The sequence below is a fragment of the Geobacter anodireducens genome, assembly GCA_001628815.1.
Lineage (GTDB): Bacteria > Desulfobacterota > Desulfuromonadia > Geobacterales > Geobacteraceae > Geobacter > Geobacter anodireducens.
On sequence record CP014963.1, the window covers coordinates 3,325,555 to 3,349,859 of the forward strand.

A 24,305-nucleotide genomic window follows, 5' to 3' on the forward strand; every position below is an offset into this window, starting at 1 on the left:
TCCCAGGGGCACGCTCCCCTGGTAGACGGTAAACGCCCCCGGGCCAGAACCGAACCATTTTCAGGAGCCGAACTCCTGGCGCATGGCGATGCCCCCCACGCACGGCACGAAGGGTAGCAGAAACGCCGTCAGGGCCTTGTCCCAGGGGCATCATGGGAACTCCTGTCGTGAACACCCCGCTAGGGACGTGATTCGCTGCCCCCTGCCAGCGTTGCAGAATATACCGTCTAGAAACTGATCAGCGAGCGCAGACCCAGGGCCACCACGTCATCCCTGCTGCTGTCCCCCAGGGGATCGATCAGGTACTGAACCACAGGCGCGATGCCGATCTGCTCGTTCACCTGGACCTTGTAGTAGAGCTCCGCCAGCTTCTCCCGGGTGTCCGCGCCCACGGCCTTCACCTGCCCGTAGGCAACGCCGAGGACGTCGTCCTTGCGCTCGGGCAGCAGCCCGGCGTACTGACCGCCGCGCTCCAGGCCGTCGTCGTGGCGTAGACGTCCCCGTCACGCCGGCCGTAGCGCACGAACAGGGTCAGTTTGTCGGTCACCTGCTGGTCGGCGCTGATCCCGAACCCGAAGGCGTTTTCTCCTGCAGCTTCACCTCCCCATCGGCACGCGCCCCGTCCAGGCTGCCATAGACGCGGTAGGTCCCTTCCAGTTCGCCGACCTTGATGGTGTAGTCCAGCTCGGCTATGCCGTAGCCGTGTGAGAACATATCCTCCGTGTCGGTGTCGCCGCTGCCGTAGCCGAGCCCGAAGGTGAGCGATTCGCCCAGTTTTGCCTGGAGCCTGGCTCCCGGTCCGTTGCCGGGCGCACCCAGGACCGCCGAGTTCACGAAGGCCCCGGCCAGGAACTGGCTGTTCTCGTCGTTTGCCACGCCGTTGGCGTCAAAGTAGTTGGTCAGGTCGATCTTGCCTGCGGTGAGGATCAGGCGGTCATCAAAGGCGGCATGCTCCACCCATGCTCCCGGAAGCGGACCGTATCGCCGGTGCTGCCGGCCACGGCGTTCAGCAGCGAGAAGCTGGGCACCCTGGTGTCGATTCCGTTGCCGCCGGTCGCCTCCACGTCGATCACCGCGATGGTGTTCTCCCCCACCGTGAAGCTGAAGACCAGGTCTCCCCTGCGACCGCATCCGCGTGGTCGGAGGGCCCGTTGCCGATGGAGCCCTGGAGGACCCCCACGAGTCCCCCGCTGAGGGAGATGTTCCTGGTGATGGCGGTGAGCCTGGTGCCCAGGTCATCCCGGCGCTGCTGGAAGGTGCGGGTGCGGGCCAGGAGCATCTCCCCGCGCAGTTCGTCCTGGAGCTCCGCCAGGAGCAGGAGGTCTTCCTTGGCCACTGCTGCCGAGCCTTCCTTCACCACTTTCTCGGCCAGCTTCTCGGTCAGCAGCTCCAGCACCACCGCCAGGTCCGTGCGGGTGTAGCACACCTGGCCCGCCTCGAATTCCTTGGAGAACAGCCCCTCCACCTGATACGTGGCCCCAAGCCGTAACATCTCCTGGCAGGCCTTGTGCTTGATCTCGACCCTTTCGGGAAGAGCTAATTCCGGATTGCGCGCCATGGCTCCCGTGGAGCCGACGACCAGGCTGCCGAGCAGCGCTAGTCCCACCACCAATGCTTTCTTCACATTCCGCATGTTCCCCCCTTGTTGTATCGCTCCGACCGGTAGACAGCGCCTTCCGCTTTACTGTTGTAAAAATGATTATCATCTTCAGTAAATTGCCGCACGCCGTCATCAGTATGCAGGCCGCCGCCCCAGACCATGACCGTCAACGGTTTCCGCGAGCACCGCTCTTCACAAGACATTGTCGTCAGTAATGGTTTTTCCGCCGACCGTGGCCCGACCGCTCCGATTCCCCGGCATGGGCGACCGTGGCTGCAAGACAACTCAGGCAATCCCTGAACGTGCAGACACCACACGAATGGTTCATGAAGACCGGAATGCCGTTTTGCTTCGCCGCGGCCAGGGCCTCGTTCTTCACCCGGTGGGACACCTTGTTGGTGAAGATGACCAGGGCGTCGAAGCGCTTCAGCTTGACTGCTATTTTGTTTTCCGACCGGGAGAACATACGCAGTTCCACCCCTGAACGGACCGCCTCTTCCCGATAGTGTTTCTCCAGGCGGTCCATGCCGCCGATCACCGCAATACACACGGCCTTATCCTCCATTATTTTGAATTTCATTTTCATTCAAGGTCGGCGACTGGGTGTAACGTCCCGTCCGTCAGACAATCGAGCGCCGAGGCACAACTGTTCAGGCGCTCCGCCATCCGCGCCCGGCAGCAACGAAAGACTTCGGCAAGGCGCAGGCTCTCCCTGGGGTCGCCGAAGATCTTCCACGGTCCCTGGCAGACGAACGGAATCCTCACCAGCCCCATGAAAGCCAGCTCGTCTTTGAGAGGGTAACCCAGGAACACCCCGATCTCATGAGGAAAACCATGACCGGCGATGCGTGCCGACAGCTCCGTCAGCACCTCGTCAAGCCCGCTGGCTGTGCCGTATCCCGCCCACGCCAGCACCGCTGAGGCGCTGGGGCGCCGCAGCAGGGCCTCAAGGGTTTCCGGGCGATAGATAAGCAGCAACAGCGAATCCCCGCGGTCGGACAACTCCCGGACGCCAAGGCCGCTCTTGCCCAGTACCATCGCCCCCCACTGTTTCCAGAGGATGTAAAGATTGCGACCGCATGCGCGGCTACGGTTGGCAATGCCGATCAGGTTGGCGGGCTTTTCGCCCGCAAGCACCTCGGCCGCTTCCAGCGCGAGAAACGACGCCAGACACTCCCGGGGCTCAGCGAACCGTTCCGCCAGATCGTGCCAGACCGGCCGTCGAACACTGTGCCGCATTTCCGAAACAATCTGCCCCATGGCACCCCCTTTCCCCCGTCAGTACGTGACCGTGATGGCGTTAAGCTCTTCCCTGGCAATGCGGGGCGATCTTTTGAGATTCCAGGCACCGACCCACACCTTGAAGACCGCGAGGTTCTTTTGCCGCTCTTACTCTGTGGCACCGAGATGCTGGTACATAGTTCCCGGCGTGGCATCCTTGCTGTTTTTCCCGTCGTGAAGCCTGCGCATGATGGCGCCGGTGTCAGTCCACGCCGTATAAAAAACCAGATGACTATATGTGTCCATCCGCAGCCCCTGCCCCTTGGCAGGCCGTTTTTCCTTCTCGGCCTTGGAAGCATGATAGTCGGGGACGGCCTCTGCGCCATGCCAGCCTGCACACCTGGCATCGAAAGATCGGTTTTATGTCCGTGCGATAAGGTGCGGTAGCCGAAACCAAAACCCCATAACAATCTAACGTATCGCTGTTTTACCCGCAGCAAGCCCCACTATTGAACTTGAAAATGTTTTTCACTTTTAACAAGGTCGGCAATGTGTTGTCAATGATTTTTCGCAGCCGAAGCCCCGGAACGCATCCAACTGTGCCTACAGGGGGTCAACCGCGTTTCAATGATGTATTAAAGTGTTGATTCTCCGACGCCGGTTTCTTAGAATACGGCCAGCTTCAGGGAAAGCGGGGGACACGTGGTCACAATCCTACTCATTGCCGATCAAGCTCGGCTTGAAGGACTCTTCAGCTTCACGCAGGAGTCTTCTCAGATTCACTTCAGGATGTGTCGGACCCTGAACCAGGGCACCGAGGAGATGGCAGAAGCTGTCCCCGATTTCCTCTTCATCCAGAACCACCTGTCGGGACTTTCGGGCGAGATTCTCGCACGCCACCTGACCTCCGGCCAGACGGACGGGCGGCCCACAGTCGTTCTGTTCGGCGATGCGGCCGAGTGCGCGCCGGTGCCGGGCATAATCGACTCCTGCCTGGACCTCACTCAGGCGGATGCGGTCCTCGCCGCCGCCATTATCGGTCTCATTACCGGCGCCATGCATCGGCAAGACGAACCGGCGGTGACGGAGGCAGGGGCCGAAACGGAGGAAGCGCCGGCGACCGCCGGGGAGGCCGCCGCCCCACCCCAGGCAACGCAGGCGGCCGACCATGTCCCACCGGCTCCGGAACCGGCGGAACCATCCCCCTTTGACCAGAAACTGCAGAGTGTCATGGAAGAGACCCTTCCCCCCGTACCTCTTGCCGAGATCGAGGAGCAAGTGGCCCTTGGCAGGCAGGCTGAACCTGCCCATGACGACACGCCGCAAGGGCAGCCCGTCCGCAGGCGGCCCGGCGACTCCCGGTCCACGGTCAGGCCGGTCGCTATCGGTGCGGGGGTGTTGATTGTCGCGGCAGTGGTCATCTACCTCGCTGTCTCGCTTGGCACAAGCTCCACTACGCACCGCTCACAGGCCCTGGTTGCCGAAGTTAAACCTACGACTTCCGGCACAGCGCAGCAGAAGCCAGCGTCTCCGCCACCGGCACCCGCCCCGGAGACATTGCCTCCGGCGGCTCCGGCGATCGCTCCCGCCCAGGCCCTGCCGGCCGGTATGACCGAACTGCCCCCTTTCATTCCCCGCCAGAAACCCGACCGCGCGTATGGCGATAAAAATCCCGGATGGGAGCGATACCTGGGCGCCCGCACCGAGTTCAAGGTCTACCGCGAGGCAGGAGTCATCAAGGCGATCCAGTCCATCGACCGCAGCGGTGTCGGGATCCCCGAATCGTTCATGCGCGGAGCCCTTGAACAAATGACCCGGGTACGGCAGTTCTCCATCAACGACAAGGAAACCAAGGGCTCTTTCCACGTGGAAAAGGGTACGACCACGGCTGGGGCCAGGATACTGATCTACCGGACAGCGCCCAAAGGCTCCATCAGGGCGTTCGTAGTCTATTTCCCCTGATGGCCCTGCCATCCCGCTCTCCGAGGAACCACATGAACACATGCCATTTCTACCGGGTCCCGCTACTTCGTGCCTTTCTTCTGCTCATGGCCATTGGCGCCCCGGCGTCAGCCTCCGCCACCTCGTTCGAACTCGACGTGAAGGACTTGCAGACCGTTGCCCCGGCCAAGCGCACCCCCAAACGCAAGACCGCCGCTCCGGCCGCTTCTGCCGAAACAAAGCGCGGCACCGCACCTGCCGAAACAAAGGGTGGAGTTTCCCGCTATACCGTTAAGCCGGGAGATTTCATCTTCAAGGTACTGATGCGCGAATACGGCCTTTCCAATGCGGCGGCCGAAGCGCTCATCCCGGAGATTCAGAGGATCAACAACCTGCGGAGCATCACCCGTCTTTCGGTTGGGCAGACCATCCTCATCCCCCTTGCGGGACCACGCACTACCGGGCGCGCCCAGGAGACCGGTGAACGCCGGGAGCCGGCCGAACCCGCCGTAGCAGCGCCCCCCCCTGAGGAACCGTCGGCCCAGGCAGTGGCGCCCGCCCCTGCAGCACCGCCCGAGCCGACTGTCCCTCCCGCCGTGGAAGCAGCCGCGCCCCCCCGGCCCGCGCCGGCACCGATGGTGCGAGCCGTTGAAACAGCACCGCCTGCTTACCCGGTTCCTGCCGCCGCTCCGGCATCCGCCTCTTCCTTCAGCCAGCGGCTCATCTCCCTGTGGCAGAGCCTCGTCCCCGGCCAGGAGCGGGTGGGGCCCATCTCTCTCAACGGCAAGGTGCTCTCACCCGAAGAATTCCCTCTTCTGCTCGCCGCGGATGGAGGGAAGATCCTGGTCGACATGAAGGGAGCTCTACTCCCCCGCGACAAAAATATCCTGGCTGAAAAACACTCCGATATCCGGCTGATCTCCCGCGGAACCGGCAGCGAGCGTGATTTTTTCACCGTACTGCTTCGCGCCGCGGAATTCGCCCGCGTCGAGGAAGACGCCGTCGCCACCATAGGTTCGGATCCCCAACTCACGGTCCGGGCCGACTACCGAATCACCAGACTGCCGGCAGTGGCCATGCGTGGCCCGGAGAGCGTGCTCCTCTTCCTTGAACGGAGTGGCTCCTGCCTCCCGGCGGCACTCATCTCTACCCTGGCCGACAACGGAATCACTGTTGCGGAATTCTGCCAAGCCGCCCCGCAGCCACCGTCGGTGCCGGGCTACGAGGTGAGGGGCATCACCGGCACGACCCCGTGCGAGTTGGCTGTCCAGCTCCTCGACGCCCTGACCGTGAAGCTGGAACGCAACCGGATTGTATCGGGCTCCATGGGGGAGAATGCTGAGAGCCGGTTCAGCATCCGCGTGGAAGGGTACTTTGAAAACGACGGGAAAAAATTCATCCTGAGCTGCAACGACAATGATTCCTACAACTACACACTCTTTCGCCTGCTGCAACTGGAAGGATACGGCGTCATCCAACTGGGAGAAACGGACGACTTCGCCATCGTCGCGGACAGGATCCTCACGACTCTGCGCTATCCCCACTCCTTTGGCCGCCACGACTTTACCCATGACCGCTACACCGTATCGGTAGTAGGGTTCAGGGTGACGCGACTCGGACCGGTCAGCGGTCGGATGCTGATCATCGATCGCCCCGTGGACCCGGCATTCGCGGAATTATTACAATGGGAGCGCTAGCAGCATAGGGCAGAAAACGCAAAGAGGGGGGTGTCCGCCGGGACACCCCCCTCTTTGCATATGAACCGCCTGCCGTTCGACTGGAAGGTTGGTGCGTTACTGGCCAGCCATCTTGAGGAAGGCATCCGCGCGATAGAGTGTTGCGTCGGGGACCAGCGGCGAGGACGGGAAACGGGCCAGGAAGCGCTCGAACAGTTCAACGGACTGCGCGTAGGCCCCCGCCTTGTATGCGCTCACCCCTTTCTCGTAGAGAGAGTGCTCGCTTTCATCCGCCGTTGCCGTTTGGGGCCGGTGCGCTTCCGCCGCAGGCCGCGGGCTTGCCGGGGCCTTGGCGACCGCCGGCTTCGGCGCCCGGGCGGACGTGGTCACAGCGGCTCCCGCGTTGCCTTCCGGCGGGTCGCGCCCGGGACCACCTTCTTCTCCCGGACGGGGCGAGGGACCGGCTTCTTTCCGGCCACGGCGGCCGGAGCAGCGGAGGGCTGAAGGCTGAACTCCGCTTTCGGCCCGACCGGGGCCACCGGCACCATGAGTTTGTTGCCAGCGTAGATAAGGTCAGGGTTCTTGATTTCGTTGAAGAGAAGTATCTGGGGATAGTACCCGCCCTTGCCGTTGTACTTGCGGGAGAGGGAATACAGAGTATCCCCCTTCTGGATGGTTATGCTCCTGACGAGCACCCCTTCGTCCGGCCCCGAAGGACGAGCACCCTCCGAAGATTGGGGCGCATAGAGAAGGTATTCCCCGCCGGCTGCCAGGGAGGCCATGGAGAGGACGAGGGAGGCGGAAACGACCCTGAGTGCGCTCTTCATATCAGTACCTGTTTCCCAACTGATCTTGATACTTCAGGACATTCTTGACCTGGATGCTCGTTCCCACGGCAGTGCCCGAACGGACGCGGAACGTGACCTTGATGGTGCGCTTCTCGCTGGCGCCCAGTTCGTCAAAGGTCCAGAGATAGTCGCCGTTGGCATTTCGGGCGAACGACGGATCGGACGCCACCAGCTCCAGGTCCCTGGGCATGGTGCTCTGGAGCTCGACACTCTTGGCCATGTTCGAGCCGCGGTTCGTGAAGTTGAGCTCGAATGAGGAAACCTCGCCCGGCTTCAGGCGTCCGCCCTTGCCGCTCATGGCCAGGTCCACCACCGGCCGTGAGTAGAGAAGACGCAGCGAGGCAAGAGTTCCCCGGGTCCGGTCGGTTTCCGGCTCGAAGGCCAGGGCAACGGTGGCGGCAGTCCCGTCGCTCTCCGAGAGGGGAGTGGACAGATCGAGGATCACGTACGATTCTTCCTTGGGTGCGAGGGGGCCCACGTGGTTAATGATCGGCTCGTTGTTCTGCCGGATGCCGTCGCGGTTCAGGTCCTGGTAGACGGTATAGGCCACGTTCGGCGGAAGATTGGGCTTGATGATGACATCCTCGCGCTGGTTGCCGGTGTTGGTAACCACCAGCGGGATCGAAACCTGCTGGCCGGGGATCACCACGAGTTTCTCGCTGGCGGTCCTGACGGCCACCCCGCTTACCGGTTTGACCACAGCCGCCGCAGAGATGAACGAATCGCGGGTCTGCAGCTCGCTGTTGATCAGGTCGGCGCGCAGGAAGAGTTCCTGGCGTGCGATGGCCTCATCCTTGAGCTGGAACGTCACTTCGAACTCCCGGCTCTCCCCGGAAACGAGCCGCATGCCGTCCAGGACGAGAGCCGCCTTCATTTCCTGCTTGAACCCGGCCTCGCCAAAGTTCACCGGCTCATACTGGGGCGGATAGTTCAGGCGAAGCGCCACTCCCTGGGCAGCGGCGGTCCCGATATTGAGGAGCACGACCCGATAGGAGACCTTTTCGCCGGGAAGCACCTGATTCTTGTCCGTCTTGACCACTGCCCGCAGGAGCGGGGCCGAGGCGGTCAGGAAGATGTCCCGTGCCTGGGATGCCTCACGGTCGAGACGCGAGGCGACCTTGATCGGATAGACCAGCTTCTGCCCGTCGATAGCCTCACGGGGCACCGCAATGGAGAGTATCCCCCGGAATCGTTCTCCCGGCGCCAGGGAGGGCGTTAGGTTGATCGGCATCTCCTTCCGGCCGGCATCGGCGAACTGGGCTCCGAATTCGGGGGGGAAACCCGATTCCAGGTAGAAGCTGTCGGTGCCATTGCCCCGGTTGACCACTTCAAAGGGGATCTCGTGGCGCTTGCCGGCCTCAAGGCCCTGGGCCTGGGGCTGAATCGTGAGATCGGCATCGGCGAACTGCCCCACCTCCAGCGTGAGGACCTGGGCGTTCCTTTCGGGGAGCGCCGGAGGGGCAGCGGCAACGGCCGGGCTTGGTGCGACATGGGTGATCCCCATTTCCGCGAGCTTGGCGGCGGCAGCAGCAGCGGCCCGGGTCCCCGGGAAGCGGTCGATGAGCGATTTATACTCGGCAACGGCCTTCTCGCGCAGAGCGGCCCGCTTCTGTTCCTCGGCGCGGCGAACGGCGGCCTGTTCAGTCTCTTCCTTCTGACGGGCTGACTTCTCGGCAGCCAGGCGTTCGGCAGCCTCCCTGTCGCGCCGGGCCTGTTCGGCGGCCACGCGCTCGGCTTCGGCCTTGGCTGTCGCCGCCTGCTCCGCTGCTCTCAATTCTGCGGCAGTCTTCTCTGCGGCAAGACGCTCGGCAGCCGTCTTCTCTTCTGCTGCCTTCTGGGCGGCAACCTGCTCAGCTTCGGCTTTCTCGCGGGCTGCCTGCTCTGCGGCACGATGCTCGGCCGCCGCCTTCTCTTCTGCTGCCTTCTGGGCGGCAACCCGCTCAGCTTCGGCTTTCTCGCGGGTGGCCTGCTCTGCGGCAAGACGCTCGGCAGCCGCCTTCTCTTCCGCAGCCTTCTGGGCGGCAACCCTCTCAGCCTCGGCTTTCTCTCGGGCAGCCTGCTCTGCGGCGCGGCGCTCGGCAGCCGCCTTTTCTTGAGCGGCTTTCTGGGCGGCAAGCCTCTCAGCCTCCACCCGTTCGCGGGCAGCCTGCTCTGCGGCAAGGCGCTCGGCAGCCGCTTTCTCCTCAGCAGCTTTCCGGGCGGCAGCTTGACTCGCAGCGGTAGCGGCAGCAGTGGCGGCACCTACCGCCTCAGCAGTAGTGGTGGCGGCTCCGGCAGTGGCACCCGCCGCTTTCTGGGCAGCCTGTTCAGCAGCCTGGCGGGCAGCGGCGGTCTTTTCAGCCAGAGCCTGGCGGGCAGCCGCAGGCTCCGAAACCGCCGGCTCGGCCCCTCGCCGGGCCATTGCCGGGAGTTGCTCCCCCTTGTCGTAACGTGTTACGAGGCCGAGGAGATCGTCCTCCACAGTTCCCTTGAGAGGACTGTCGGGGTATTCCTTGAAAAACTGCGACATATAGCGGGCGGCATCCCGCTCGTACCCAGCTTTGAAGCTTGCCCGGGCAAGCCAGAAAATGGCCATGTCGCGCAACGGCGTATCGGGATACTTATCGAGGACCGTCTTCATCCGGTCGATGGCTGCCTGGTAGTCCTTCTTCTGATAGGCGTTGAAGCCGGCAATGAATATCTGTGAGTCTTCAGAGGTGACGGCAAAGGCGGGGGAGGTAAGGAGCGACGCGATTATGAGATATCCGGCAAGGCACCTGACAAAGGTAATGCGGAAGGATTTCATAAAATTCACGGGCTTAACCTTTCCAGTGGCTTGCAGGGGGTGTAAGTAATCAGTTCAGTTACATAGCATCATAACCGTGGCTTGTCAACGGGGAATGCCGGCGCGAACCCCTGTAATTACGCGATAAACGGCCCAACGGATCAACTGTGGCCCGAGGATGGCTTCGCCTTCCCAAAACTGCTGCCTGCCGCTATACTGGCATCATGTTCGACACCAGGCGACTGACAACCCTCCCCGACGCTCCGGGCGTCTACCTCATGAAGGGACACGGTGGGGACATTCTTTACGTGGGAAAGGCCAAGAGCCTCCGGAAACGGGTCCGCTCCTATTTCAGCAAGGGGGGAGAGTCGCGCTACCATATCCGGTTCCTGGTGGGACGGGTCGCCGACATCGACGTGATCGTCACCGACACGGAGAAGGAAGCCCTCCTCCTCGAGAACACCCTTATCAAGGAACACCGACCCCGGTACAACCTGGACCTGCGGGACGACAAAACCTACTTTTCCCTCCGGCTCGACATGAATGAGGAGTTTCCCCGCCTGACTATCGTGAGACGGCCGGCCAGGGACGGAGCCCGCTACTTCGGCCCCTATTCCTCCGCTTCTGCCGCCCGGGAGGTCCTCAAGCAGTTGTACAAGCTCTTCCCGCTCCGCCACTACCCGCTGGAGACCTGCCGCCGCCGCAGGCGCCCCTGCCTCTTTTACCAGCTCAGGCAGTGCGCCGCCCCCTGCCACGGGCTCATCTCGGGCGAAAACTACCAATCGCTGGCAGAAGGCGCGGCCCTGTTCCTTGCGGGGAAAAACAGCGACCTGACCCGTCTCTACCGGCAGCGCATGGCCGCGGCAGCAGCGGATGAACGGTATGAGGACGCCGCCCGCTACAGGGACCTGATCCGCGCCATCGAGGTGACCGTGGAGAAACAGAAGATGGTGGCCGGCGACAGGGACACGGACGTGGTCGGATTCTTTCGCGACGTCACAGACCTCTCCGTCTCGATTCTGTTCTACCGCGGCGGCCGTCTCATGGGGAGCCGCAACTATTTCCTGGACTGGGAAATGGATGACGCCGAGGGGCTCTCGTCATTCCTGTCCGTCTACTACAACAGGGATGTCGTCATCCCCGATGAAATCCTCATCCCCTTCACCGTGGACGACACGGATCCCCTCGGGGAACTGCTAACGGAACGGCGGGGTAAAAAGACCGTTCTCCGCCACCCCGTGCGAGGGACCAAGGCAGAACTGGTCAGGCTGGCGGCGAGAAACGCCGAGGCGTACCTGCGTGAAAAGAGGGAAAAGGACTCCGGCATGGAGCAGGTTCTCGGAGAGCTCAAGGAAAAGCTCCACCTGGCCAATCTTCCCCGACGGATCGAATGCTACGACATATCCACCATCCAGGGCCGCTATTCCGTGGGAAGCAGGGTCCGGTTTCAGAATGGCGCTCCGGACACGACGGGGTACCGCCGCTACCGGATACGGACCGTTCCCGGCACCGACGACTTCGCCATGATGCACGAAGTTCTGTCCCGGCGCTTCAGGGACGGACACGGCGGGGACGATCGGCCGGACCTCATCGTGATTGACGGGGGAATTGGGCAGTTGAATGTGCTGACCGCAATCCTGGAGGAGCTGGGGCTTCACGGCATTGATGCCGTCTCCCTGGCAAAAAGCAGGGTAGAACGAAATATGTCCGATAATGAGGTGGTCCGGAGCGACGAACGGGTCTTTCTCCCCGGCCGCCGCAACCCGGTGGTGCTCCGGCAGAACGGTGCACCGCTTCTGCTCCTGGCACGAATCCGGGACGAAGCTCATCGCTTTGCCATAACCTATCACCAGAAACTGCGCGGCAAAGGCTCGATCCGATCGATCCTGGAAGGCATCCCCGGTATCGGCGAAAAACGCAAACGTGAACTGCTGAAACGTTTCGGCAGCATCAGGGCACTGCGCGAGGCGGACCGAGAACAGCTTGCCACCGTCCCCTCCGTCTCACCCGCCCTGGCGGATGCCATCTGGAAGGCTCTCCACGGCGAAGAGTCCGAGGCTCCATAGACGCAGGCCCTGAAAACACAAGGCGGCCCCCGTGCGGGAGGCCGCCTTGTGTGCGGACAGAGTGAGCCGAAGCGCCCTACTTCTCAGCCAGCAGCTTCTTCACCAGGTCTTCCATTTTTCTCAAGGTCTCATCGGAGCCACCCATGAACTTTTCCGCCACGTTACCTTTCTTGTCGATGACGTACACCGTCGGCAGCGACCGGAGCCCGTAGTCGGTCTGGATGTCACCAGATGCCAGGGCAACGGGATAGTTGATCCGCTTGCTGACGATGAAATCCTTGACTCCCTTCTCGTCTCCCTCGTCGAGAGAGAGGCCGAGAATCTGGAGACCCTGCTTGCCGTATTTGCGATTGAGGGTTACCAGGTGGGGGATGGCATCCCGGCAAGGGGGGCACCAGGTGGCGAAAAAGTCGACCACCAGCACATAGCCCTTGTAATTGGCCAGACTGATGGGCTGGCCGGACGTGCTCACCACCTTGAGGGGAGGAGCCGGCTCACCCTTTTTGGGCAGGGCGAAGGACGGCGATGCGAATCCGCTCACAATAACGAAGGCCGCTGCCGCGACGGCCCCAAGGATACCGGTAACCTTCATAAGATTCCCTCTTGTACCGATTACAGCGCTTTTTTGATAAGCGCCTCAAGTTGGGCTTTGGGCACGGCCCCCACCACCTGATCCACGACCTTGCCCTCCTTGAAGAGGATAACGGTGGGGATGCCGCGTACGCCATACTTGCCCGGGGTTCCGGGGTTGTCATCAACATTGACCTTGCCGACCTTCACTTTTCCGTCGAATTCGTCGGCAATGGCATCGATGACTGGAGCGATGGCCTTGCAGGGGGCGCACCAGGTGGCCCAGAAATCAACGAGAACCGGAACGGGTGATTTGAGCACCTCGTTATCGAAGGTATCGTCACTGAATGTGAGGACTTTGTCGCTGGCCATGAAAGCCTCCTTTGCCGAAAAGAATAGTAGTTTTAGAATATAGCCGAGCGACCTCAAAACATCAAGGAGGAAATCGGTCGCAATCGGCGCGCTTCCCACCGCAGAGTGCCGTTTCCGGCAAACGCGCCACCCTTGGCAAACGTGGTGAAATCTGCTACACCAGGACCTATTATGGCATATTTTATTGACACCGGGGAAACAAGCTCATGACATTTCTCCCCATCAACCTCAACGTGACCGGTCGTCCCGTGACCGTCGTGGGCGGCGGAAGGGTTGCCAGGCGCAAGTGCCTCTCCTTGCTGGAGGCCGGTGCCCGGGTGACGGTCATTGCCCCCCGGCTTGATGCGCAGTTGCTGGAGCTGGCCAATGACGGCTTGATCTGCCTGGCACAGCGGCCCTATGCAGACGGCGACCTGGCGGGCTCGGTGCTTGTCTATGCCGCCACCGACGATCCGGCTGTGAACCGGGCCGTGGCCGCGGAGGCCCATGACAGGGGGATTCCCGTTGACGTTATCGACGCCCCCGAACGGGGGAGTTTCATCAGCCCGGCCGTCCTCAGGCGAGGCGACCTGGTGATCGCCGTCTCCACCGGCGGCGGCGTCCCCGGCTTCGCGGCACGCGTCAGGGATGACATCGCCGGCACCATTGGCCAGGAATATGCTGAAGCCCTGCTCATACTTGGCGCGATTCGTGAAAAGCTGTTGACTGCGTCAAAAAACGCCGCATACAATAAGAACATTTTGCACGACCTGTCCGCTGCACCGCTGCCTGAAATGGTCAGATCGCGGAACTTCGAGGAACTGGACCGAACCCTCGCGCGCATCGCCGGTCCCGACTGTACCTTGGAAAACCTGGGATTCGGGAGAAAGGACTCCCCATGAACGCCGTTCTTTTTGTCGCAACCCTGCTGCTCTACCTCGCTGCGAGCGCCGCCTATCTCGCGTTTCTCGTCAAGCCGCGGGAGGTGCTCGGCAAGGTCTCCCGATGGGTACTGACCGGCGGGTTCGCTGTCCATGCCGTCTATACCGTGGACCGCTATATCGAGGCGGGCTACACGCCGATTACCAACCTCCACGAGTCGCTCTCTTTTTTCGGCCTGGCAATCGCGGGGGTTTATCTGGTTTTTGAGCGCAAGTACCGCACCATCATCCTCGGCTCCTTCATTACGCCCCTCGTGCTCTTGATCCTGATCGGCTCCACCGGCTTCCCCACGGCCATCTCGCCTCTCAATCCGGTTCTCAAGAGCCGCTGGCTCGCCATTCATACGGTCATGGCGTTCTTGGGCTACGCAGCCTTCGCGGTGGCCTTCGGCGCAGCATCATGTACCTCATTCAGGAACACTTTCTCAAAAACAAAAAGCTCGGCGCGCTCTATCAGAAGCTTCCCTCCCTGGACGTGCTCGACGAAATCAACTACCGCTGCCTCACCCTCGGCTTCCCGCTCCTCACCTTCGCGATCATCAGCGGCGCAATCTGGCTGAAACCGCCTGGGGCACTTACTGGAGCTGGGACCCGAAGGAAACCTGGTCCCTCATTACGTGGTTCGTCTATGCGGCGCTGCTCCACGGCCGGCTCACCACCGGCTGGCGCGGCAAAAAAGCGGCCTGGCTCGCCATTATCGGCTTTTTCGTGCTCCTCTTTACCTTCCTCGGCGTGAACCTCTTCATGTCGGGATTGCACAGCTACAAGTGAGAGAAGAGGCATACTGACATGAACATTGTTGTGGTGGGGCTCTCGCACAAAACAGCCTCCGTGGAGATTCGCGAGAAAGTCGCTTTTTCGCCAACCCAGATGGAAAACCCCCTGAGGACGCTCGTCGCCATTGATGACATCGCCGAGGCGGTAATCGTCTCTACCTGTAACCGGGTCGAACTCTACGCCTCGACCCGAGACGTGGCCGGCGGCATGGCGCGGCTCAAACGCTTCATGGGCGACTATCACGGTGTTCCCGTCGAGGTTCTTGAGCCCCACCTGTACAGTCATCACGGGGAAGCGGCCATACGGCACGTGTTCCGGGTGGCGGCAAGCCTTGACTCCATGGTCGTGGGCGAACCCCAGATCCTCGGCCAGATCAAGACCGCCTACGGCTATGCCGCGGAATTCAAGACTTCGGGCATCATCCTCAACCGTTTCCTGCACAAGGCATTTTCCGTGGCCAAGCGGGTCCGTACCGAGACGAAGATTGCTTCGTCGGCCGTTTCGGTATCCTTTGCCGCCGTGGAGCTGGCACGCAAGATCTTCGGCGACCTTTCCGACAAGACCGTCATGCTCATCGGTGCCGGGGAGATGTGCGAGCTGGCGGCAAAACACTTCCTGACCAACGGGGTACGCGGCGTCATGGTCACCAACCGGACCTACGAGCGGGCCGAACGGCTTGCCGAGGAGTTCGAGGGGAAGGCGATCCACTTCGAGGACCTCTTTGACCAGCTCCACAAGGCGGACATCGTACTCTCCTCCACGGGTGCCACCCACTACATCATCCGGCCCAAGGACATCGAAGAAGTGATCCGCCGCCGGAAGATGAAGCCCATGTTTTTCATAGACATCGCCGTCCCGCGGGATATCGATCCCAAGGTCAACGACGTGGAGAACGTCTATCTCTACGACATGGACGACCTCCAGAACGTGGTCGCCTCCAACCTCCAGCTACGGGCCGAGGAGGCCAAGAAGGCGGAAGGCATCATCGAGGAGGAGATCGGCCAGTTCTACAAGTGGATATCAAGCCTTGAGGTCACGCCGACCATCGTGGCCCTGCGCTCCAAATTCGAGGATGTCCGCCGGGCCGAGCTGGAAAAGACCCTCTCGGCCTGGAAAGACCTGCCCCCCGATGGAGCAAAGCGGCTGGAGGCACTCACTGCCGCCATCGTCAACAAACTCCTCCACCCTCCCACCGCCACCCTCAAGCGGACCGGCCAGGGGGGGAGGACCGATCTTTACGTGGACGCCCTGCGCACCCTCTTCGATCTCCAGACCGAGCTTCCGGAACCCGAAGGAAGCCTGGAGCTTGAGGAGTAACCCGCTCGGCCCCTCTGCTGCATGTATGTGCTACCCCATTAACGAGACAGTAAGGAGACCGGAAACCTATGGCACTTAACCGCCTCAGAATCGGAACCCGGGCGAGCCAGCTCGCTCTCTGGCAGGCCAATTGGGTCAAGTCCGAGCTGGAAAAACGCTACCCCGGCATGGAGGTCGAGCTGGTGAAGATCAAGACCACCGGCGACAAGATCCTTGACGTCCCCCTGGCCCAGGTGGGCGGCAAGGGCCTCTTCGTCAAAGAGATCGAGGAGGCGATGCTGAGGGGCGAGATCGACATCGCCGTGCACAGCATGAAGGACGTGCCGACCGAGTTTCCCGAAGGTCTCGGGCTGGTCTGCATCACCGAGCGCGAAGATCCCCGCGATGCTGTCATTTCCAACGGCGTGGCCTTTGCCGACCTGCCCCGGGGGGCAAAGATCGGCACGTCGGCCCTGCGCCGCCAGGCCCAGCTTCTCAAGGTCCGTCCCGACCTGGAAATGGTGATCATCCGCGGCAACGTGGAGACGCGCATCCGGAAGCTCACCGAGGACAAGCTGGACGCCGTCATCCTGGCCGCCGCAGGCCTCAAGCGCCTCGGATTCACCGATGCGGTGACCGAATATCTGCCCGTGGACCTCTCCCTGCCGGCCATTGGTCAAGGCGCCCTGGGCCTGGAGTGCCGCCTCGACGATCAGGCCGTCCGGGAAACCATCGACTTTTTCAACCACCCGGACACCGCCCACGCGGTACGGGCCGAGCGGGCACTGCTCTGGCGCTGCGAGGGGGGATGCCAGGTTCCCATCGCCGCCCACGGCCAGGTGAGCGGAGATTCCCTCGTCCTGACCGGCTTCATCGCCTCCGTGGATGGCACCCGTTCCGTCAAGGAGAGCATCTCGGGGCCGGTGACCGAGTGCGAGAAGCTCGGCATCGCCCTGGCCGAGAAGCTCCTCACCGACGGCGGGCACGAAATTCTTGCCGAGGTCTACCAGCGGGAAGTGTCCCGGGAGAAGGAAATCCCGGTCTAATCGTCCATCCGCTTCACCGTCTCCGGCCACAGGGGACATGGAGGGATTCAGAGGAAACCTGCCCGGACCTTCTTCCTCTGAAATTCTCTGTGCCCCCTGTGGTCGGCTTTTTTGCACAATGACCATGTCCACAGCGTCCCGTAACAATTGTCTTGTCTACCTCATCGGCGCCGGCCCCGGCGACCCGGGCCTCATCACGGTTCGGGGCCGGGAATGCATCGCGCGGGCCGATGTGGTCATTTACGACTATCTGGCCAACGACGAGCTCCTCTCCTTCGCCCGTCCCGATGCGGAACTCATTTATGCCGGCAAGGTGGGGGGTCAACACAACCGGGCCCAGTGGCAGATCAATGAGCTCCTGGTCCGCAAGGCGCTTGAAGGACGCATCGTGGCGCGCCTCAAGGGAGGCGACCCCTTTGTCTTCGGCCGGGGCGGCGAGGAGTGCGAGGCCCTGGTCACCGCCGGCGTACCCTTCGAGGTGGTGCCGGGAGTGACCGCGGGAATCGGGGCTGCGGCCTACGCCGGCATCCCCCTCACCCACCGCAACGTCACCACATCGGTCGCCTTTGTCACGGGACACGAGAGCCCGGGCAAGGAATCGTCGGACATCGACTGGGAAGGGCTGTCACTCGGCAGCGGCACCGTTGTGTTCTACATGGGAGTGAAGAGTCTCCCGCACATTACGGAGAACCTCATGGCCCACGGCCGGCGCGCCGACACCCCGGTGGCCCTTGTCCGCTGGGGAACCCGGCCGGAGCAGGAAGTTCTGGTGGGAACGCTGGCCGACATCGCCGACAAGGTCCGCCGCACAGGGTTCAAGGCACCGGCCATAACCGTTGTGGGCGAGGTGGTCCGGCTTCGTGAAACGCTTCGCTGGTTCGACAACCGGCCCCTCTTCGGCCGCAGTATCATGGTCACCCGCGCCGCCGACCAGGCGGGCGAGTTCAGCGCCATGCTCCGGTCCCTGGGCGCACGGGTGTTGGAGTGCCCCACCATCGCCATCGTGCCGCCCGAGAGCTGGGAAGACCTCGACAACGCCATCAGCCGCATCGATACCTTTGACTGGGCCATCTTCACCTCATTCAACGCCGTACGCTTCTTCTTCCAGCGGCTGGCCGCCGCGGGTCGCGACTCGCGCGCCCTGGGAGCTTGCCGGATCTGCGTCGTGGGCCCGAAAACGGCCGAGGCCCTTGCCCCCTACGGGATCCGGCCCGACCTGGTGGCCGCAGACTATAAAGGAGAAGGGGTTATTGACGTGCTTCGCGACGTGCCGCTGGCCGGCAAACGGGTCCTGTTCCCCAAAAGTGACCGGGCGCGGGACGTGATCCCCACGGGCCTTGCAGCCTTCGGCGCCCAGGTCGAGGCACCGATCGCCTACCGCAACGCCACGCCCGAGGCGCTCCCGGCCGGCGTTGTCGAGGAACTGGAGGCCCGGCGCGTTCACTGCGTAACATTTACCTCCTCGTCCACCGTGCAGAACCTGGCGGCCATTCTTGGCGAGAACAGAATGCTCCACCTGCTGGAAGGGGTAACCATAGCCTCCATCGGTCCCATCACCTCCCGCAGTTGCCGCGAGCTGGGACTGCAGGTCCATATCGAGCCGCAGGAGTACACCCTGGCGGCCCTCGCCGCCGAGATGGTCCGCCACGTCGCGGCACCTGCCTGAGCCACGTTCACGGGGCAGTAGAGCTGAATGGAGCCCTTGCTCACCGACACCCATTGCCACCTGGACGCCCCGCCCCTGCGAGGACGCCTCGACGAGGTCCTGGCTTCGGCTCGCCATGCCGGCGTCGACCGGATCATCGTCCCCGGCGTTGCCCCGGAGGGATGGGATGAGATCGCCCTCCTGCCCCACAGGTACTCCCGTGTTTCCGCCGCCTTCGGCATCCATCCCATGTACGCGGACCGGGCCGACGAGCAGACCCTCGCCCGGCTCGCAGAACTGGCGCGTGATGCCGTTGCCGTCGGTGAAATCGGCCTCGACTACCTCTGCGCCGTTCCCCGCCCCGTTCAACAGGCGGCCTTCAGGGCCCAGCTCCGCGTGGCGGTAGAGGCCGGTGCACCCGTTCTGATTCACTGCCGCCGCGCTTTTACCGACCTGCTTGCCATCCTGCGCGAAGAGCATATCTCCCGCATCGGCGGCGTGATGCACGCCTTTTCCGGGAGCGCCGAAATCATGGCAGAGTGCCTGAAGCTCGGGCTCCACATCGCCGTTTCAGGAGTGGTGACACGCCCAAACGCGGTCCGTCCGCTGGAAATCGCACGCATCATCCCGGCGGACCGGCTGCTTCTGGAGACCGATGCCCCCGACATGACGCCCAGCTCCCGGCACGGGTGCCCCAACGAGCCGGCATTCCTCACGGAGACGGCACAACGGGTGGCGGAGCTCCGGGGAACGACCATCCGGGAACTCGCCGCCCAGACAACCCGAAACGCCCTCTGGCTCTTCCGCCGGATCGACACAATCTAACCCGTTGCACTGACACCGAGGTACCCCATGTCCCTTCACCGTTTTTCACGCACCGAGATCCTGATCGGCCCCGAAGGCTTCAGCGGCTGCACGGCTCGACTGTTGCCGTGTTCGGCCTCGGCGGGGTCGGCAGCTTCGCGGCAGAGGCCCTCTGCCGTGCCGGGATCGGCCGGCTGGTCCTCGTCGATTTCGACGATATCTGCCTCACCAACGTCAACCGGCAGCTCCACGCCCTGGACGGGACCGTGGGGCGCGCCAAGGTGCAGGTCATGGCCGAACGCCTCCGCCTCATCAATCCCCGGACGGACATTGTCCCCCACAAGGACTTCTACGAGGCGGGGAACAGCGACTTCCTCCTTTCGGGGGGTCATGACTACGTGGTGGACGCCATCGACCACATCACGAGCAAGCTCCACCTGATCAGAAGCTGCAAGGAGCGGGGGCTGCCCATCGTCTCAAGCATGGGGGCCGCCAACAAGCTCGACCCCACCAGGATCCGGGCGGCGGATATTGCCCAGACGAGCACCTGCCGCATGGCCAAGGTGGTGCGAAAGCTCCTCCGCAAGCAGGGGATCACAAACGGTGTCAAAGTGGTCTACTCCACCGAAGAGTATCGCGAACAGGCCATGCCTGATGCCGGGTGCAGATCCGACTGCATCTGCCCCAACAAAGAGGAACAACGGTTCTCCTGTGAGCACCGCCGGACGATCCTCGGCAGCATCTCCTTCATCCCCAGCATATTCGGACTCACCATGGCCGGCATCGTGGTGAACGACCTGCTGGAGCCCCGTTGAAAATTGCGTTGACCGGTTGAACGGCGCATAACTGCCGCTATACTGTGTTTACACAATCGATATGATGGGATGAAAGGAGGAATACTTCATGGGCAAGGAATATTCGGTACAGGAAGCTCTTAAGCTGGCAATCAAGGGTGAAAAGGACAGCATGGACTTCTACCGCAAGGCAGCGACCGTTACCAAGAATGAACGGGCCAGGAAAGTCTTCGACCTGCTCGCCAATGAAGAAGTCGGCCACCTCAAGGCATTCTTCGACCACTACAAGGGGGGCGATTTCGGCGACATCGCTGCCTACATGGCCCAGCCGGTCGACACCAAGAATCCGACCTACATGGCGCTCGTGAAGGCCATCGATGAGGAAACCCACGAGCAGAAAGCGCTCGAAATAGCCCTGAAAGAAGAGAAGGCCTGCATCGACCAGTACACCGTCCTTGCCAAGGACATTATCGATCCCCTGGTCAAGGGAATTTTCCAACAGGTCATCAAGGAGACGGAAAAGCATCTGGCGCTGATCGAGGAGGAGTATCGGCACGTCATGACCATGGTCCACGAGTCGGACCAGGACACATACGTGCGGGAATAATCGGAAAACTCACGGGATTTCTTCACCCCCATGAACAAGAGCGGCCCAGCGTCAGGGGCCGCTCTTTTCGCGTCATGGAGTCGTGCGGGCCGAGCTCACGGCTCAGCGGAGCGGGCCTCAGCCGCCGCCAATGGAACAGGCGTGGCCGACCGCCGGCGCACCGCCGGCCGAGCTGCCCACGGCGGGGGCGGAGATGAGTTTTCTGACCCGGTCGGAACCGCACGCAGGGCAGGATGTCTCGCGCTCGCCCGTGCCCATCTTCTGGAGCAGGGAAAACGTCCCGCCACAGTCCTCACAGCGATATTCGTATATCGGCATCTGCAACCTCCTATCTGCTCTATTTATATTCAAAATGTCATATATTGCGTGGTTTAATCAATGCGATTCTGGCCCTGCCACGGGACGAATAACCGGCGCGCTGGACGGAAAAAGGGCGGCCCCTTCAGAGGCCGCCCTTTTTTCAGCAGAAGATAGTGCCGCTCGTTAGCCCATCTTGGCCAGAAGCGGCACAATGAGAAGCGACACGATGTTGATGATCTTGATCATGGGGTTGACGGCCGGGCCGGCGGTATCCTTGTAGGGGTCGCCCACGGTGTCGCCCGTGACGGCAGCCTTGTGGGCTTCACCACCCTTGCCGCCGTGATAGCCGTCCTCGATGTACTTTTTGGCGTTGTCCCAGGCACCGCCGCCGGTGGTCATGGAAATGGCGACGAAAATGCCCGTGACGATGGTGCCGACGATCACGCCCCCCAGGGCCTTGGGGCCGAGGGTAAAGCCGATGATGACCGGTGCGGCGATGGGAATGATGCCCGGGATCACCATTTCCTTGAGGGCGCTCTTGGTGACGATGTCGACGCAGGCGGCATAGTCGGGCTTGCCGGTGCCTTCCATGATCCCCTTGATCTCGCGGAACTGGCGGCGGACCTCTTCAACGACCGAGCCGCCGGCCTTGCCGACCGCCTCCATGCAGAGGGCGGCAAAGTAGTAGGGCAGCATGCCGCCCAGGAAGAGACCAACGATGATGTAGGGGTCGGCCAGGCTGAACTCGATGTTCTGCCCCGCCAGCTTCAGCTCGTCCACGTAGGAGGTGAAGAGAATGACCGCGGCCAGACCGGCGGAACCGATGGCGTAGCCCTTGGTGACGGCCTTGGTGGTGTTGCCCACGGCGTCCAGGGGGTCGGTGACGGCGCGGACCGAATCGTCCAGTTCGGCCATCTCGGCGATGCCGCCGGCGTTATCGGTGATGGGGCCGTAGGCGTCCATGGCAACGACGATACCCGTCAGCGACAGCATGGACACGGCGGCAATGGCGATGCCGTACACGCCGGCGCACTGGAACGCCACGATGATGCCGGCGGCGATGACGATGATCGGCATGGCCGTGGACTTCATGGAAACGCCGAGGCCTGCGATGATGTTGGTGGCGTGGCCCGTGGTGGAGGCCTGGGCAATGTGCTTCACCGGGGCGTACTCGGTGGCGGTGTAGTATTCGGTGATCCAGAAGATGGCACCGGTGACCACCAGGCCGACGATGGCGGAGATGAAGATGCTGGTGGCGGAGTAGCCCGTGGGGTTCCCTTCGGGGAACATCTGAACCGTGACGAAGTAGAAGGCGATACAGGCGATGACGCCGGAGGCGATCAGACCCTTGTAGAGGGCGGGCATGATCTTCTGGCTGGCGCCGAGCTTGACGAAGAAGGTGCCGATGATGGAGGCGATGATGGAGATGCCGCCGAGGATCAGCGGATAGGTCACCGCGCCGGAGAAGTTGTTGAAGGCAATGGCGCCCAGCAGCATGGCGGCGATGAGGGTAACGGCATAGGTTTCGAACAGGTCGGCGGCCATGCCGGCGCAGTCGCCCACGTTGTCGCCCACGTTGTCGGCGATGACCGCCGGGTTGCGCGGATCGTCCTCGGGAATGCCGGCTTCAACCTTGCCAACCAGGTCGGCACCCACGTCGGCCCCTTTGGTGAAAATACCGCCGCCGAGACGGGCGAAGATCGAGATCAGGGAGCCGCCGAAGCCGAGGCCCACCAGTTGGCTCACGATATCCTTGACCGGAGCGCCGGGCATCAGTTGCTGCAGCACCAGATAGTAACCGGCCACACCCAGGAGCCCGAGGCCGACCACCAGCATGCCGGTGATTGCCCCGCCCTTGAAGGCCACGTTGAGAGCCTTGTGGATGCCGGACTTGGCGGCTTCAGTGGTCCGGATATTGGCGCGGACCGAAACGAACATGCCGATGAAGCCGGTCAGGCCGGAGAAAACGGCGCCGATGGCGAAACCGACCGCGGTTTTCATCCCCAGCGTGGCGAACAGGGCAATGAACATGACCACGCCGACCACGGCGATGATGGTGTACTGGCGCTTCATGTAAGCGCCGGCACCCTCCTGGACCGCTGCGGCGATCTGGCGCATCCGCTCGTTCCCCTGGGGGAGCCCCAGGATCCACTGGGCCGAGGCGAGGCCGTAGACAACGGCCGCCGCAGCACAGGCCAAGGCGAAATAGACTGCATACTGTTCCATGAACCAACCTCCTATGATAGATAGCCGAACAGGCCGTGTTTCCGCAAAAAAAGCCCCGCGTCCGCAGAGCGAAAAACGAAAAATTGTTATAGGAAACCATGCGAATTGTCAATGTTAAAATGCCTTATGCGCCCCCTGTGGCGGCAATAGTGCAAAGAGGCTTGTTGACTCGTGCAAAGCCTGATAGTATTGAACAATTATTGACGTAGACTCCCAAATGCAATAAAATACCAATCACATGGAACAGAAAATTCAATTCAAAGAATCAAAGCTTCAGGCCCTCGAAACGGGGTGCCGCCAAAACGGGTTCGCCATGACCGTCCAGCGCCGGGTCATCATGGAGGCACTGGCGGAACGGACCGACCACCCCACGGCCGATCAATTGTATGATACGGTCAAGGGCCGTCTGCGCGGCATCTCCCGGACAACGGTGTATCGTGTCCTGGAGACCCTGGTGGGCATCGGGGTCGCGCAAAAGATCAGCAATCCGGAGGCAAAGGCCCGATTCGATGCAGACACCGAGCGTCACCATCACGCGGTCTGTTCCCGGTGCCAGCGGGTAAGCGACATTCACGACCCCCAGCTCAACGCGCTTCCGATGCCGACCGGCGAGATCGGGGGGTTCACCATCACCGACTACTCCATCAACTTCAGCGGGCTGTGCGCCGACTGTCGTTAGATCAGTCTCTGACAAAAGGAGGGATTTCATGAAAAAATGGCGTTGCGTTGTCTGCGACTACATCCACGAAGGCCCCGAACCGCCCGACACCTGTCCCGTGTGCGGCGTCGGTCCTGATCAATTCGAAGAAATAACCTGAGAAGACCCGGTTTC

At 62.3% G+C, this 24,305-nt stretch carries 18 protein-coding genes and 4 pseudogenes; 13 read left to right on the forward strand and 9 right to left on the reverse strand.

Annotated elements, in window-relative coordinates:
• Positions 1–227 precede the first annotated feature (227 nt).
• The 3 genes and pseudogenes from A2G06_15290 to A2G06_15300 form a co-directional block, all read right to left on the reverse strand.
• Positions 228–1,633, reverse strand: a pseudogene (locus A2G06_15290) (hypothetical protein).
• Between the two features lie 175 nt (positions 1,634–1,808).
• On the reverse strand, positions 1,809–2,150 hold the full coding sequence (locus A2G06_15295) for a hypothetical protein (GenBank protein ID ANA41710.1): 342 nt from the start codon (positions 2,148–2,150) through the stop codon (positions 1,809–1,811).
• Between the two features lie 32 nt (positions 2,151–2,182).
• Positions 2,183–2,860, reverse strand: coding sequence for a hypothetical protein (locus tag A2G06_15300; GenBank protein ANA41380.1), 678 nt, complete (start codon positions 2,858–2,860; stop codon positions 2,183–2,185).
• 663 nt (positions 2,861–3,523) lie between these two features.
• On the opposite strand from A2G06_15300, the gene A2G06_15305 reads away from it, so the two are divergent.
• Both A2G06_15305 and A2G06_15310 read left to right on the forward strand, forming a co-directional pair.
• Positions 3,524–4,783 carry a hypothetical protein gene (locus tag A2G06_15305; GenBank protein ANA41381.1) on the forward strand — a complete coding sequence of 420 codons (1,260 nt, stop codon included), beginning with the start codon at positions 3,524–3,526 and terminating at the stop codon, positions 4,781–4,783.
• Positions 4,784–4,815: 32 nt separating this feature from the next.
• Entirely contained in the window at positions 4,816–6,459 is a 1,644-nt protein-coding gene (locus A2G06_15310) for a peptidoglycan-binding protein LysM (protein ANA41382.1), read from the forward strand.
• Between the two features lie 96 nt (positions 6,460–6,555).
• Here A2G06_15310 and A2G06_15315 read toward each other — a convergent pair.
• Both A2G06_15315 and A2G06_15320 read right to left on the reverse strand, forming a co-directional pair.
• Positions 6,556–7,265, reverse strand: a pseudogene (locus tag A2G06_15315) (peptidoglycan-binding protein LysM).
• A gap of 1 nt (position 7,266) precedes the next feature.
• Positions 7,267–10,080, reverse strand: coding sequence for a hypothetical protein (locus A2G06_15320; GenBank protein ANA41383.1), 2,814 nt, complete (start codon positions 10,078–10,080; stop codon positions 7,267–7,269).
• Between the two features lie 194 nt (positions 10,081–10,274).
• Here A2G06_15320 and A2G06_15325 point away from each other — a divergent pair, with 194 nt between their 5' ends.
• Positions 10,275–12,116, forward strand: a complete 1,842-nt coding sequence (locus tag A2G06_15325; protein ID ANA41711.1) for an excinuclease ABC subunit C — start codon at positions 10,275–10,277, stop codon at positions 12,114–12,116.
• 76 nt (positions 12,117–12,192) lie between these two features.
• Here A2G06_15325 and A2G06_15330 read toward each other — a convergent pair whose 3' ends face one another.
• Both A2G06_15330 and A2G06_15335 read right to left on the reverse strand, forming a co-directional pair.
• On the reverse strand, positions 12,193–12,708 hold the full coding sequence (locus tag A2G06_15330) for a thioredoxin (protein ID ANA41384.1): 516 nt from the start codon (positions 12,706–12,708) through the stop codon (positions 12,193–12,195).
• Positions 12,709–12,728: 20 nt separating this feature from the next.
• Complete coding sequence (locus A2G06_15335; protein ID ANA41385.1) at positions 12,729–13,058, reverse strand: thiol reductase thioredoxin; 330 nt, start codon at positions 13,056–13,058, stop codon at positions 12,729–12,731.
• Positions 13,059–13,264: 206 nt separating this feature from the next.
• Between A2G06_15335 and A2G06_15340 the strand changes: the two genes are divergently transcribed.
• The 8 genes and pseudogenes from A2G06_15340 to A2G06_15375 all read left to right on the forward strand — a co-directional run bounded on the left by A2G06_15340 (position 13,265) and on the right by A2G06_15375 (position 20,947).
• Positions 13,265–13,939: a siroheme synthase gene (locus A2G06_15340; GenBank protein ID ANA41386.1), complete on the forward strand. Its 675-nt coding sequence runs from the start codon at positions 13,265–13,267 to the stop codon at positions 13,937–13,939.
• Positions 13,936–14,749: pseudogene (locus A2G06_15345) on the forward strand (c-type cytochrome biogenesis protein CcsB). Before A2G06_15340 ends, A2G06_15345 begins: the two are co-directional and overlap by 4 nt.
• 18 nt (positions 14,750–14,767) lie before the next feature.
• Positions 14,768–16,072 carry a glutamyl-tRNA reductase gene (locus tag A2G06_15350; protein ANA41387.1) on the forward strand — a complete coding sequence of 435 codons (1,305 nt, stop codon included), beginning with the start codon at positions 14,768–14,770 and terminating at the stop codon, positions 16,070–16,072.
• Between the two features lie 68 nt (positions 16,073–16,140).
• Positions 16,141–17,097: a hydroxymethylbilane synthase gene (locus A2G06_15355; protein ID ANA41388.1), complete on the forward strand. Its 957-nt coding sequence runs from the start codon at positions 16,141–16,143 to the stop codon at positions 17,095–17,097.
• Between the two features lie 118 nt (positions 17,098–17,215).
• Positions 17,216–18,763, forward strand: coding sequence for a HemD protein (locus tag A2G06_15360; GenBank protein ANA41389.1), 1,548 nt, complete (start codon positions 17,216–17,218; stop codon positions 18,761–18,763).
• A gap of 36 nt (positions 18,764–18,799) precedes the next feature.
• Positions 18,800–19,567 carry a hydrolase TatD gene (locus tag A2G06_15365; protein ID ANA41712.1) on the forward strand — a complete coding sequence of 256 codons (768 nt, stop codon included), beginning with the start codon at positions 18,800–18,802 and terminating at the stop codon, positions 19,565–19,567.
• Between the two features lie 27 nt (positions 19,568–19,594).
• A pseudogene (locus A2G06_15370) lies at positions 19,595–20,361 on the forward strand (tRNA threonylcarbamoyladenosine dehydratase).
• 88 nt (positions 20,362–20,449) lie between these two features.
• The gene (locus tag A2G06_15375) at positions 20,450–20,947 is read left to right on the forward strand and encodes a ferritin (GenBank protein ID ANA41390.1); all 498 of its coding nucleotides are present in this window, start codon (positions 20,450–20,452) and stop codon (positions 20,945–20,947) included.
• A gap of 117 nt (positions 20,948–21,064) precedes the next feature.
• Here the strand turns inward: A2G06_15375 and A2G06_15380 are convergent, their stop codons facing one another.
• Both A2G06_15380 and hppA read right to left on the reverse strand, forming a co-directional pair.
• On the reverse strand, positions 21,065–21,265 hold the full coding sequence (locus A2G06_15380; GenBank protein ANA41391.1) for a hypothetical protein: 201 nt from the start codon (positions 21,263–21,265) through the stop codon (positions 21,065–21,067).
• Between the two features lie 165 nt (positions 21,266–21,430).
• Complete coding sequence (gene hppA, locus A2G06_15385) at positions 21,431–23,473, reverse strand: sodium-translocating pyrophosphatase (protein ANA41392.1); 2,043 nt, start codon at positions 23,471–23,473, stop codon at positions 21,431–21,433.
• A 238-nt stretch (positions 23,474–23,711) separates the two neighbouring features.
• On the opposite strand from hppA, the gene A2G06_15390 reads away from it, so the two are divergent.
• Together A2G06_15390 and A2G06_15395 are read left to right on the forward strand one after the other, a co-directional pair.
• Positions 23,712–24,152 (forward strand): transcriptional repressor, encoded by a 441-nt coding sequence (locus A2G06_15390; GenBank protein ID ANA41393.1) that lies wholly within the window; start codon positions 23,712–23,714, stop codon positions 24,150–24,152.
• 28 nt (positions 24,153–24,180) lie between these two features.
• Positions 24,181–24,291: a rubredoxin gene (locus A2G06_15395; protein ID ANA41394.1), complete on the forward strand. Its 111-nt coding sequence runs from the start codon at positions 24,181–24,183 to the stop codon at positions 24,289–24,291.
• The last annotated feature ends 14 nt before the right edge of the window (positions 24,292–24,305 follow it).